The organism is Trichocoleus sp. FACHB-262 (assembly GCF_014696035.1).
In the GTDB taxonomy this organism is placed as follows: Bacteria; Cyanobacteriota; Cyanobacteriia; order FACHB-46; family FACHB-46; genus Trichocoleus.
This window is the reverse complement of sequence record NZ_JACJPK010000037.1, coordinates 1-12264: the sequence shown is the minus strand read 5'-3', so window position 1 is coordinate 12264 and position 12264 is coordinate 1. Positions and strand designations below refer to the sequence as shown.

The window sequence follows — 12264 nt, the reverse complement described above, 5'->3', positions numbered from 1 at the left end:
CAATCTTTATCTACATGTCTATAAAACCGAGCATTTATAGGAGATCTCATGTTTATCGATTACATCACACTCATGCTCATTAACCTGGCGGCTGGACTCGCTCTTCTCGCTGCCTATGTCTACTTTGGTCTGGGTGAGTCAAACCAGAGACGCTGGATTCCAGGCTTTGGGGTCGTGGGTGCGATCGCTTTAGCCACTGGCTTACACATGACGTTAACCTGGCCTGTGATTGGTAGTTTCAATATTGCCTTCGGTGAAACAACAGTTCTATTTGGCATTCTATTCGCTGGAACTTCACTAACTCTAGCAATGGGTTTGGACCTACTGACCCTGGGCGTTTATGGCTTCTTTGCAGGACTTGTATCGCTTATCATTGGCTTTCGCATCATCAACCTAGGCGCAATACCGATTTCCCTGTTGGCAGGAATTGGGTTCATTCTAGTTGGTCTAGGAGGAGTTTTTTCTGCCCCGACGCTCTATTTCCAGAAAAATCGGCTCCTGCGAAGTGTTGGAGCAATTGTATTCATTGCGGCAACTCTCATCTTTACATTTATTGGATTGAGTTCTTACTGGGCACACCTTGCTAACTTCTCGACGTGGCAACCCATGCCAAAGTAGTTGCCGTAAAACGACCATCATGAACAGGGTGCAATTAAAAGTGGCAGCGGGAATTGAAGAACTGAAATAGCTATGATTGAGTAAATTTCTCACGAGCAAGGTGCATCCTCCAATGACCCAAGAATCAACTGACAGCCCAGCGTGTGCTGGAACCGAGTTTGAGAGCTTGGAAGAGCGGTTAAACCGTCATCCTGACCTGAAAGCCAAGATAGAGACTTTGTTGTCAGTCGTGGAGAATGCCGAGGGAAATCTGGTCAAAGCCAATGAAGCCGAACACCGAGTGATTGAAGAAATTCAGCAACTGGGACAGGCAGCCTTGCAAGGATGGGCAACCCGGCAAAATCAAGCCCAACAGGATGAGTTTGTTCACACCAATCCCCACGCTCAACGCAGTCGAGAAAAAGACTCTATTGGTACACCCGCTTCGGAACCATCGAAGTGAGAGAGCAACTGTTTAGCAAAGGCAACGGCAAAGGGATTACCCGACCCTTTAGTGAAGCAGCAGTCAGTTGTCGTGGGTATTCACTGCCGTTACAACGAGTGATTACTGATTTTGGAGCATATGTGCCGTTTGGACAAATTCCCCAAAAGTTGCAAGAACATCATGGCATTAGCGTGCCTGTGAGTTCTGCCCAAGCGCTTGCCCAACGGCATGCCGAGCAGGTTTTACACTTGCAACGTCGTCAACTCAAAACCGAGATACCGGAACACGATGGGGTAGATTGTCTGATTGTGGAGATGGACGGGAGCATGATTCCGATTGTCACAACCCAAACAACGACCCTTGAGAGGCAGGAGGTAGACCGTAGCACCACTCGCCAAATCGGTTGGCAGGAAGCTCGCTTAACCTTCGCTCGGGCTCCAGAGCAAGCTCATCCGGTATTTGGGGTGACCTTGGGAACAACTGATGAGGCAGGTGAGCAACTGGTTGCCAGCGCAATTCGAGTTGGGGTAGGACAACAAACCTTTGTGCATGGCATCGGTGATGGTGCTCCCTGGATTGCTGACCAAATTTCCCAACGATTCGGTCAACCCGGTTGCTATTTACTCGATTTCTATCATCTGTGTGATTATCTAGTCGATGCCAGCACCGTTTGTGCCCCAGAGAGCCCCAAGACATGGCTAGCGCAGCAAAAGCGGCGACTCAAACACAACCACGTCGCAGCAGTACTCAAAGCATTGCGTCCTTTTGTGGAAGCAGACACGGTGCCTGACAAAACAGCACCCGTCCGTTGTGCCTCGCGCTACATCTCTAATCGCTTAGAGCAACTCGACTACAAAGGAGCAATTGCCGCAGACTTACCGATTGGTTCTGGTGAAATTGAAAGTGCTCATCGCTATGTGATTCAGCAACGACTGAAACGCTCGGGCAGTTGGTGGAGTGTTAAACATGCTGAGGGTTAGCCTTACGAGTGCTGCGGACAAACCAGGATTGGCACTCTTATTGGGCGAGTCTTGCTCAAAATCCAGCTTGACCTAACCTGCTACTTTTAATTACACCCGCTGGAGACGGTGGCGAGCACGAACGAGCCTGGATTTGACAGTGCCGAGGGATACGCCCGTTACTTGAGCGATCGCTTCATAGGGGAGGTTTTCAATTTCCCCTATGAAGCGATCGCTGTGCGAAAGACGGCGGGAAGTTCTGAGAGGGCTTGTCGCAGTTGCTGATAGAACTCTCCCGTCGCGAGTGCTCCCTCGGGGTTGGGTAAAGGCGAAGCGAGTTCCCAGTTCATTTCCATACCATTGAACGAATACCATTGAACGACTGGGATGCATCGAGAGAGACGACAGAACTTGCACGTTTGCGTCGGTGCAGCGCATCGTAAAACAGCCTCATCGTGATGCTCCTCAACCAGCTGAGAAATCGTGGCTAGGATTGATTCCGACTCAGCAGGGCAGGATTCTTCATAGAGCGAGCGGGACAATGAGGGTAGATTCACAGGCGATCGCGGCGTTGAAATGTCAGGCGATCCGGAAGAGCGCAGTCAATGCAGCCTCGATTTATACAGTCACTGAACTACCGTCATTGGTGGTCTGGTAGACGCTCTGTATGAACCTTGGGCAGATTGGCGACTCTGCCTCACCAGACGACCAGATCTAGCTACAATTGTTGCCAATCGCCGACTACGGCTTGAGTGTGAAAGGTCCGATCGCTGCCGATCATAATCGGAGGACACTATGAGAGACTACGGCTCGCCTTCACCAAAACCATTTCAATGCTTCATGGGACATTGGGAAGGGTTATGCAAAACCTTTGACCTAGTAGGCAATTTTCTGGAAGCCTCCGCTGTACATGCTGATATTCATTGGATTAAACCGGAGGTTTGGCGATTTAACGAACGCTTTGACAACCTGTATGGCTATGGCGAATATGTGTTTTGTAGTGATATCAAAGTGACAGGTAAAACTTATGCTGCCGAAGATGAACACTTGACACTTCAGGGTACTGAGCTAACACCTTACAACTACATCTTCCGGGTTGAAAGTCGAATTTCTCAATCCACTATTTTGAATAATCATTATTTTCTCGACCCATACAACCGCCGTATTATCACGCACAAATTCCGCAATGGGGAGAGCTATATTTATCAGATCCAGGATTTTGGGCACTGGTCTTCTAATTAGTGAGACATAGAATACTGATAGTGATTGGAGTTGAGCCATGCCCTGTCCTCACTGTCAAAGTTCGTGCGTTGTAAAAAACGGAACCTATTCACTCAAGGATGGGAGCTCGGTTCAACACTTCCTCTGCAAAGGCTGTGGCAAGCGATTTAGCGATAAAACAAACACTTTGATGGCTCGGTTGCGCACCCCGGCATCAGTGGTATCGCTGGCCTTCAAGATGCGTGGTGAAGGGATGGGGGTGAGGGCAAGTGGTCGTGTCCTTGATGTCTCACATTCTACACTCTTGCGATGGGAAGAGCGAATGGCAGGCCAAGCCTCACAGTGGTCTCCCAAAGCCCCAGACCCCTGTGAGGTGACTCTGGAGCACGATGAACTCTACACTCGCGTCGGTGAGAACCTTCCCCCCCAGTGAGTCTGAAGGATGGACACTCACTACGATGGAACGAGAGAGTCGCTACTGGGTCACCGCACAGGTGGGACGAAGAGAACAAGCACTCTTTGAACAGGGAGTGAGAACGAGTTGGCAATGGGCGGCCCCTGCCGCATTCATTCGGTGGTTCAGCGATGGAGAACGGCGTTATGCTCAAGAACTTTGGGCTTTAGCCAGCATTCGGTTGCGCTACCCACAGGTGGCCCGTGCGTATGGACATCTCAAAGTGTGGCGCGAAGGGTTGGAAGTTGCCATCAAAATCAAAGGCTCTCAAGGCAGACCTCGGCGTCAATGGCTGTACCCCGATCATCCCTTTACAGCGGTCAGTTCAGCCAGTGAGGTTCATGCCAATCATTGTGAAGCGCTGAATAGTTCTATTCGTCCTCACTGTAGCGCCTATCGGCGACGGCAAAACCATTATGCTAAGACCCGAGCAGGGTTACAACGAGCGATTACGGTGCAGCAGTTGATCCATAACTGGATTAGACCTCACTTTAGTTTAGGTAAAAGGACAACTCCTGCAATGAGGATGGGCTTTATCTCCCGACCTGTAACGATGCTAGAATTCCTGACGACGCGGCGATATAGAGCCATCACGAGCTAGAGAACCAGTGCCGGATTTTGTTCGTGTAGAGTAAGCAATCAGGGACAGTCTGTCTCAACCGAAGTTCGTCAAAGTTATCTTGGAGTGAGCGCTTAAGAGTGCCAGTACAAAAATCTGGTGCTTTATCCGATTAACTCTCGTGCGGTTGCCAACTACCTTTCTTGGAATCAAACTGGTTTAATCTCAACTTCACCAATCCTAAAAACGCTTAGATCCCGAAGCTGTAGCAAAAAGAATATTTTTATACCTTCCTCTCTACAGGGATGCTTTGGAAGTGCGATCGCTCGCCTCTATGAGAGCGGCTTGAGGATTCAGAGTTGGAGTGCGACGCCTCAGTTGCTGCCATCAATTGTGAATTTTGACTCTGAGCTTCGGACTTAAAGAAGGCAATGACTACCTGCATATCCTTCGTATTAATCGGTAGACCAAAATAGAATCTCTAGTGGATAGACCTGTGGGCAGGGTCAAAGATTAATGCAATGTATAGAGCGATCGCCGCTGAAGAGCAGCTAATGAAAAGGACATTGCTTGGGCTGTGAGTCACTAAGAGCAGACGGAATGGAGGAGGGTTGATCGCTGCTTCCTCGTTTCCAAGGTGCAGGCTGTTGAAAAAAATTGGGTTTGAGGCAAACATCTTGCATCTCTTGGTGAAACACCTGCATTGTAGAAGCAGACATTGGCGGCACGATTCTCCCCCAATCCGCAGGCACGATGCGTCCAGCCTCGGCTTCTCGCTGCCAGTGCTGCATAAACTGGGCAGACGCGGTATGATGATCGACGATCTTGACCCCACAAGCGGTAAACGAATGCAAAACCGCTCGATTCAGTTCAACAAGCGCTTGATCTTTCCACAGCGATAGTTTTGAGCCCGTGTTTAGCCCCATTCGTTGAGCGATCGCAGGTAATAGGTTGTATCGTTGCTCATCTCCAAAATTTCGGGCACCAATTTCAGTGCTCATATACCAACCGTTAAAGGGGGCGCAGGAATAGGAGATACCGCCAATCTCTAATCGCCAGTTTGAGAGGGCGGGAAGCGCATGCCATTTGAGTCCGAGTTCGGCAAACCACTCATAGTCAGGATGCACAATCGGGACTTCCATCACCGCTGCTTTGGGAAGTTCAAACCACTGAGGCCTTTGTCCTGGCATCTGAATGACTAATGGTAAGACATCAAATGGAGTTCCTTGCCCTTTCCAACCAAAGCGGTGACAGAGTTCGGTGAATTCCGCTTGCTCAGGGTCACCAATGATTGAGCCATCTGGTTGACGATATCCTGCATAGCGAATTAGTTGTGAATTCCAAATACGAATCCCAGGTTGCCCCGGTGCAACGGGTGCAAAAATGCTAATGGTGGAACGAATGTTGCCGCCATTGGTTGCCTGATAAAGATGATCGACGATCGCCTCAAAGATTTCCTCTGCGGTGGTGAGATGGCGCAGATCTCGCACGTTGAACGTTTCCCAAAAGATCCGCCCAATACAACCTGTGCTATTGCGCCAAGCCACTTTTGCCCCGTAAACCAGCTCCTCCTCGGTCTGCCAGTAAGTGTGCGATCGCCGATACTCACGATAAATTTCTGCAAGTCGCTCCTGCAACTGCGACTCTGGCAGCGACTGTTCTTGATATAACAATGGGAGATAGTCGATCGCGTCTAGCAACAGGGTTGGCAATGACTCTGCCTTTGCAACTTGTTCCCAAGTTTGATTATTGTTGAGTTTCATGAGGGTATGAGAGCTATCAATAGCTAAGACAGATTATTTTCAGCGATCGCTGATTCTTTTTCCATGAAATTAGTTGAGCATTACAACCCTGCGGCCAACTGATAGCGCCAGTTCAAGGCACGAGGTTTGACATAGGGTTGAGGAACAAAGACAGTTTCGTAAGTTTCTTCAGGTGATTGGAAACGCCAATTTAAAGCATGAGGCTTAACATAGGACTGGGGCACAGTCGGGGTGTAAGGGTAGATGTGTCCACGACAAATAAGATGCATAATTTTATCTCCTGAACTGCAACAGACTGAGCTATGTTTTGTGCCAACATTAAGGGGTATAAGCAGCACCGCGGTAAATCAGTTGCGGCCTTGCTATAGTTCTAGGAAGGGAAGTAATTTGAGGCGATTGGTTAGTCATAGAGTGCTGGCTACCAATCCCATGAGGCATGAGTTGGTACTGATTGCTCTGATATGAATTACCCCGATAGATGAGTGTGACTGGAGTAACGCTCATCGGTTGAGATGGAACGGCCTGAGCGATTTCGTAGCCAATACCGCGATAGCGAAGTTTCATAAGTTGATGTCCTGCAAACAATAAGTCAAATCGTCAGTTTCCTTAGAAAGTATCTTTGTGGCTGAGTTGTCTCTGTGATTGTGTTAAAACTTGTTACTTTTGAGGCGTGGAACCTACACTTAGCAAAGTTTCATCCTTAACAAGCAACAACCCGGTTGAGAACTGCTATGTCTCTACCCTAAAAAATTGATTCGTTATTTTCTTCTGAAGAACGTCTTGAATCGCGCCTCAACGAATTGAGGATGCTTGCTCAGACTTTCGTTGAAGTGTAAGTAGATATTCCTATAACTTTCGACCTACCTCAGATGAGTGACTCATAACGAAAGTGAGATGGTGTATGGCAGGAACTGGAGTATTAATAGGAAATAATTTCGCTGAAGCCCTACCATGATTGCTCTCCAACGCTCGCTCAAACCCCAACTGAATCCTTTCCGGTTTCTGCTTTATGCGGAATGGGTGATGATTGCTACCTGCTTCTCTTTCGCTATCATGGAGTCTTTTGGGGAGAATCAAGTACCTGTTCAACACGTTCTTGTTCTTGCGGTCCTAAGCGTGATGGCAGCAATTTTGCCCGGTGGTAAACTGTCTTACAAATTGCTCTATGTAGGTATCGAAATTGGCTTGATTTTCTACGGAGCAACGCTGGGTTACCTGCATGTATTACCAACGCTGTATCTAATCGTTCTAATTCAAAGTTGTTTTCTATTTAAGCCACTCATGCGATGGATAGTGGCGGGATTGAGTTTTTTGCTGTTTCTGGTGCATCAGGTGCGCTATGTCCAAAACATTACCTTACTCGTGGAGCCCAGCGATCGCCATCTGTTTTGGATGCATCTGATTGCCGAAACATTGATGTTTGGGTTGGGTTTGTTCTTTGTATTGAAATTAGTCAGCACTTTACTTTCAGAGCGACAGGCTAAGGAAGCGTTGGCAGCAGCGCATGAACAGTTGAGACAATATGCGTTGCAGATTGAAGAGTTGGCAGCGTTACAGGAACGGAACCATATTGCCCGTGAAATTCATGACTCTCTGGGACACACACTGACGGCACAGAACATTCAACTACAAACTGCTGCCAAACTTTGGCAACGCGATCCAGATCAGGCACGTACATTTTTGCAACAGGCACAGCAGTTGGCAGCCACAGCAATGCAGGAGGTCAGGCGATCGGTTAGAGCCTTGCGCGAGGATTCAGAAGCACCACCCTTGGAGGAAGCGATCGCTCACTTAGCAAAAGATTTTCAACAGGGTACGGGTGTTGCGATCTCAACCTCAATCAAGGGGCAAACCATCATCTGTCCCAGAATGAGCAAGACGCTCCATCGGATTGTGCAGGAAGCGTTAACCAACATTAGAAAACATGCCCAAGCGACCCAAGTCAACATTCAACTGAGTACCGCTGCGACCGATGTGAATTTAGTGATTGAAGATAATGGCCAGGGATTTGATCCAAACCAACGAAGCAACGGATTTGGATTGCAGGGAATGCAAGAACGAGTCGCAGCCATTAACGGGACTCTGCACCTAGAAACAAAACCAGAAAACGGATGTCGCATTATCGTCAAACTTCCTTTGCAAAATCATCCTGAACGACACGAGAGGCATCCCGGTGAGAGAATAGAAATTTCACCCTAAGGGGTTAAGCTCGCGATCGCAGATAGCGACAAACTAGACCCGAAGAGATTTTCTGAGTAAGGACTAAAGAGTTTGAATTGGCTATTGTGACGGGCACTGAAACGCTGGGAGGGCACAGTGAGCGGAACACAGATTGAATCAGGCGCAGCAACCCCTACTTCCCCGATTCGTCTACTACTAGTGGACGATCAGCCCCTGATCATCCAAGGCTTAAAGACCCTGCTGGAGCTGGAATCTGACTTGTGCGTGGTTGCGACTGCTAGCAATGGCGAAGTCGCGGTTCAGCAGGTTGCCGCTTTGCAGCCTGACCTGGTTTTGATGGATGTGCGAATGCCTGTAATGGATGGGCGGGCTGCAACACGAACCATCTGTCAGCAGTTTCCAGAGGTAAAAGTTCTGGTGCTGAGTACGTTTGATGATGACGAGTATATCTCTGACTCCATTCGAGCGGGTGCTAAAGGTTACTTACTCAAAGATATGCCATCCGATGAGTTAGTACAGGCAATTCGGCTTGCTCACCGGGGCTACACTCAGATGGCACCAGGGTTAATAGAAAAGGTGATGGCAAGCCGATCCGAAGCCGAGGTGTCAGAACCAAGCTCCCCCGATTTAGAATCACTGACCCCAAGAGAACAAGATGTACTGAGATTGATTGGAGATGGCTCGACGAATCGAGAAATTGCTGAACAACTCTTTATTGCTGAAGGCACTGTGAAAACCCATGTCACTCACTTATTTGATCGCCTAAACCTGCGAAATCGTGCCCAGCTTGCAATCTACGCTAACTCCGTTTATCGAAACTCCCAAATGAATTGAAATGATCTCAACTGCCACCGATCAACTGTAGGTTACCCCGAGCTTTGCCCCTACTATTTTGGGCAATGCAGTGGTTCTATCAACTTCTAATGCTAATTTCTAATAGAATTGAGATTATTCCAACTCCTTAGACGAATAGATTGCGCCATGCCGACGTATCGATCTAGAACCTCCACTCAGGGACGCAATATGGCCGGTGCCCGTGCGCTTTGGCGCGCCACTGGGATGCAGAGCGAGGATTTCGAGAAGCCCATTATTGCCGTCGCTAACTCCTTTACCCAATTCGTGCCAGGGCATGTGCATCTGAAGGATCTGGGCCAGTTGGTGTGCCGTGAGATTGAAGCCGCTGGTGGAGTTGCCAAAGAATTCAACACGATTGCCGTAGACGATGGCATCGCCATGGGGCATGACGGCATGCTGTACAGCTTGCCCTCGCGAGAGATCATCGCTGATTCGGTCGAGTACATGGTGAATGCCCATTGTGCGGATGCTCTGGTTTGCATTTCCAACTGCGACAAGATCACTCCCGGCATGCTGATGGCTGCCCTGCGTCTTAATATTCCTGTGGTGTTCGTCTCCGGCGGACCGATGGAGGCGGGTAAGACGAAACTTGCAGAACACAAGTTGGACTTGGTAGACGCGATGGTAGCTGCTGCCAACGACAAGCTCAGCGACGAGGTGGTCGAGGAATACGAGCGTTCCGCCTGCCCAACCTGTGGCTCCTGCTCTGGGATGTTCACCGCCAACTCCATGAATTGCCTCACCGAGGCGATCGGTCTTTCCTTACCCGGAAACGGCACGGTACTAGCGACCCATTTCGACCGCAAGGATCTGTTCCTCAACGCGGCGAGAACGATTGTAAGTATCACTCGTCGCTACTACGAGCAAAACGACGAATCGGTGCTACCACGAGCGATCGCTAGCTTCCAGGCGTTTGAGAATGCCATGATGCTAGATATTGCGATGGGCGGCTCGACCAACACCATTTTGCACTTGCTGGCTGCTGCCCAGGAAGCGGGGGTCAACTTCACCATGACTGACATCGATCGCCTCTCGCGTCAGGTGCCGCAACTCTGTAAGGTCGCCCCGAACACGCCTCAATATCATGTGGAGGATGTGCATCGGGCGGGTGGTATCCCAGGGATTCTCGGTGAACTGGATCGAGCGGGTCTGCTTCACACGGACGTACCAACGGTTCACAGTCCAACGCTCAAGGAAGCCCTCGATCGCTGGGATGTGATGCGCAACGATGATGAAGCCGTCCACACTTTCTTCAAGGCGGGTCCGGCGGGAATTCCGACTCAGCAAGCGTTCAGTCAATCGACGCGTTGGCCCTCCCTTGATCTGGATCGGGAAAACGGTTGTATCCGCAGCAACGAACATGCCTACAGCAGTGAGGGTGGCCTAGGGGTGCTCTACGGTAACCTGGCCGAGCGCGGTTGTATTGTGAAGACGGCAGGGGTAGACGAAAGTATTCTGGTGTTTGAAGGCAAGGCATGCATTTATGAAAGCCAAGATGCCGCTGTCAAAGGAATTCTCAGCGATGAAGTGGAAGCAGGGGATGTAGTGATCATTCGCTATGAAGGTCCGCGCGGAGGTCCTGGGATGCAGGAAATGCTCTACCCCACGAGTTACCTGAAATCAAAGGGACTAGGTAAGGCTTGTGCCTTATTGACCGACGGTCGCTTCTCCGGTGGGACTTCGGGTCTCTCGATTGGTCACGTTTCTCCAGAGGCGGCAGCAGGCGGCAATATTGCTCTGGTCCAAGAGGGCGATCGCATTCTGATTGACATCCCCAATCGCAGCATCCAGGTCGATTTGTCGGTAGAGGAACTAGCCGCCCGCCGAGCAGCAATGGAGGCAAAAGGGAAAGATGCCTGGAAGCCCGCACAAGCTAGGCAGCGACGGGTGACAGCAGCACTCAAGGCTTATGCCTTACTGGCAACTAGCGCGGATCAAGGCGCAGTCCGAAACCTGGCATTACTCGAGTAGAGAAATACGCAGACACAAAAACGGGGATTGTGTTGCAAAAACGGTTAGTAGTATCGCCAATCCAGATGTCAGTGGCACGCAGGTTCGGGCCAGTATCTCCCCCGTAATGGCTTTCCTCATGAGCTAGATATTAATCGGATTTATTCAGATTAATATCTAGCTCTTGCCCTGGCCTTGATTCTGAGGGAGCGGCTGATGCATCACAACTCATGGTAAAACCACCAAGATCCATCTGCCCTGTGAGGGGAATGGCAAACCCGTGACCTTCCGACTGACGGTTGAGCAATGCAACGAGTCGGTGGTGTTCGAATCCTTGATGGAGCAAGGCAAGGTCAAACGAGTTGGCTGTGGACGACCCTGTCTGCGTCCGCAACGAGTCGCAGCAGACAAAGCCTACACAGGACATCCCATTCGCTCCTACTTACAGCGACGTGGTATTGGAGCTGTCATTCCCCGTCGCTCGAATGAATCTCGACAAGGGACACGATTCGACCGTCAGGCTTATCGAGACGCAATCGCATTGAACGAACCATCAATCGCTTCAAGCAGTTTCGACGCATTGCCACCCGCTATGAAAAACGGGCAGAGAATTATAGCTGTCGCCATAAGAGTTAGGACGCAGCTTCCTTGAGGACTGTCTCCATCGCTTCACGCAAACTAGTAGCGCTGCGTCGTTGTTTGCGAATGCTGCCCTTTAACCATGCCCAACACTTTTCGATACGATTCAGGTCTGGTGAATAGGGTGGCAAGTAGACCCCTTGAGCCCCTTTTGCTTGGATGAGTTGGGCAATTCGTCCGCCATGATGGAAGGTGGCATTATCCAAAATCACCTATTCTCCAGGTTGCAGTATTGGCATGAGACAGCTTTCTAACCAAGTTTCAAATACAGTTCGATTACAGGCTCCTTCGACTGTGAATGGAGCAATCAGCTGACCGTTTCGGTACCCCGCAATCATGTTGACTCGACCCTGACGACGACCCGATTTGAGACCATAGACTCTCTCCCCTGCGGGAGACCAACCATACTCATAGTCATCGCGCTCATCCATCCCTGATTCATCCACATAGACCAGATGCGGCGCTCTCGGCTCACCTAGCTGTTGCTGGAATTCTGTCCGTTTCGCTTCATCGTGTTCGCGATACCCATACGTCTTTTTTTCTAGAGTGGCAAAGATAGCTGGAGAAGTGGGAGAGAGACAGATAGGCTAGTACCAGAGCGTGAGCTAGGGGTTAAGCCAAAAGATGGTGAGACGAACATC

13 protein-coding genes and 1 pseudogene are annotated in these 12264 nt (G+C 49.8%); 9 read left to right on the top strand and 5 right to left on the bottom strand.

The window, feature by feature from the left end; translation table 11 throughout:
• Positions 1-48 precede the first annotated feature (48 nt).
• From H6F68_RS08130 to H6F68_RS08120, 3 genes are all read left to right on the top strand, one after another.
• Positions 49-618, top strand: a complete 570-nt coding sequence (locus tag H6F68_RS08130) for a DUF981 family protein (protein ID WP_190552581.1) — start codon at positions 49-51, stop codon at positions 616-618.
• 112 nt (positions 619-730) lie between these two features.
• The gene (locus tag H6F68_RS08125; protein WP_190557997.1) at positions 731-1060 is read left to right on the top strand and encodes a hypothetical protein; all 330 of its coding nucleotides are present in this window, start codon (positions 731-733) and stop codon (positions 1058-1060) included.
• Positions 1057-2022: a UPF0236 family transposase-like protein gene (locus H6F68_RS08120; RefSeq protein WP_190557995.1), complete on the top strand. Its 966-nt coding sequence runs from the start codon at positions 1057-1059 to the stop codon at positions 2020-2022. Before H6F68_RS08125 ends, H6F68_RS08120 begins: the two co-directional genes overlap by 4 nt.
• A gap of 90 nt (positions 2023-2112) precedes the next feature.
• Here the strand turns inward: H6F68_RS08120 and H6F68_RS08115 are convergent, their stop codons facing one another.
• Positions 2113-2439, bottom strand: a complete 327-nt coding sequence (locus H6F68_RS08115; RefSeq protein WP_199299978.1) for a sigma factor-like helix-turn-helix DNA-binding protein — start codon at positions 2437-2439, stop codon at positions 2113-2115.
• Between the two features lie 357 nt (positions 2440-2796).
• Here H6F68_RS08115 and H6F68_RS08110 point away from each other — a divergent pair, with 357 nt between their 5' ends.
• Positions 2797-3243 carry a hypothetical protein gene (locus tag H6F68_RS08110; RefSeq protein ID WP_190557993.1) on the top strand — a complete coding sequence of 149 codons (447 nt, stop codon included), beginning with the start codon at positions 2797-2799 and terminating at the stop codon, positions 3241-3243.
• 37 nt (positions 3244-3280) lie between these two features.
• Positions 3281-4277, top strand: a protein-coding gene (locus H6F68_RS08105; RefSeq protein ID WP_190557991.1) for an IS1 family transposase whose coding sequence is annotated in 2 segments (ribosomal slippage) — positions 3281-3652 and positions 3654-4277 — 996 coding nt in all. Because the reading frame shifts where the segments join, the coding sequence is not laid out codon by codon here.
• A gap of 509 nt (positions 4278-4786) precedes the next feature.
• Here the strand turns inward: H6F68_RS08105 and H6F68_RS08100 are convergent.
• The 3 genes from H6F68_RS08100 to H6F68_RS08090 all read right to left on the bottom strand — a co-directional run bounded on the left by H6F68_RS08100 (position 4787) and on the right by H6F68_RS08090 (position 6562).
• Complete coding sequence (locus H6F68_RS08100; RefSeq protein ID WP_190557990.1) at positions 4787-5998, bottom strand: nitric oxide synthase oxygenase; 1212 nt, start codon at positions 5996-5998, stop codon at positions 4787-4789.
• 80 nt (positions 5999-6078) lie between these two features.
• On the bottom strand, positions 6079-6267 hold the full coding sequence (locus H6F68_RS08095) for a hypothetical protein (RefSeq protein WP_190557988.1): 189 nt from the start codon (positions 6265-6267) through the stop codon (positions 6079-6081).
• 49 nt (positions 6268-6316) lie between these two features.
• A complete protein-coding gene (locus H6F68_RS08090; RefSeq protein ID WP_190557986.1) occupies positions 6317-6562 on the bottom strand; it encodes a DUF4278 domain-containing protein in 246 nt (81 codons plus the stop codon).
• Positions 6563-6949: 387 nt separating this feature from the next.
• Here H6F68_RS08090 and H6F68_RS08085 point away from each other — a divergent pair, with 387 nt between their 5' ends.
• From H6F68_RS08085 to H6F68_RS29765, 4 genes are all read left to right on the top strand, one after another.
• On the top strand, positions 6950-8197 hold the full coding sequence (locus tag H6F68_RS08085) for a sensor histidine kinase (RefSeq protein WP_190557984.1): 1248 nt from the start codon (positions 6950-6952) through the stop codon (positions 8195-8197).
• 117 nt (positions 8198-8314) lie between these two features.
• Positions 8315-9013 (top strand): response regulator transcription factor, encoded by a 699-nt coding sequence (locus H6F68_RS08080; protein ID WP_313930058.1) that lies wholly within the window; start codon positions 8315-8317, stop codon positions 9011-9013.
• A gap of 147 nt (positions 9014-9160) precedes the next feature.
• The gene (gene ilvD, locus H6F68_RS08075) at positions 9161-11005 is read left to right on the top strand and encodes a dihydroxy-acid dehydratase (protein WP_190557982.1); all 1845 of its coding nucleotides are present in this window, start codon (positions 9161-9163) and stop codon (positions 11003-11005) included.
• Between the two features lie 199 nt (positions 11006-11204).
• On the top strand, positions 11205-11636 hold the full coding sequence (locus H6F68_RS29765) for a transposase (RefSeq protein ID WP_399313311.1): 432 nt from the start codon (positions 11205-11207) through the stop codon (positions 11634-11636).
• On the opposite strand, the pseudogene H6F68_RS28945 reads toward H6F68_RS29765, so the two are convergent.
• Positions 11617-12162, bottom strand: a pseudogene (locus tag H6F68_RS28945) (IS630 family transposase); the annotation flags it as partial. The gene H6F68_RS29765 and the pseudogene H6F68_RS28945 sit on opposite strands and share 20 nt — an antisense overlap.
• Positions 12163-12264: the final 102 nt, after the last annotated feature.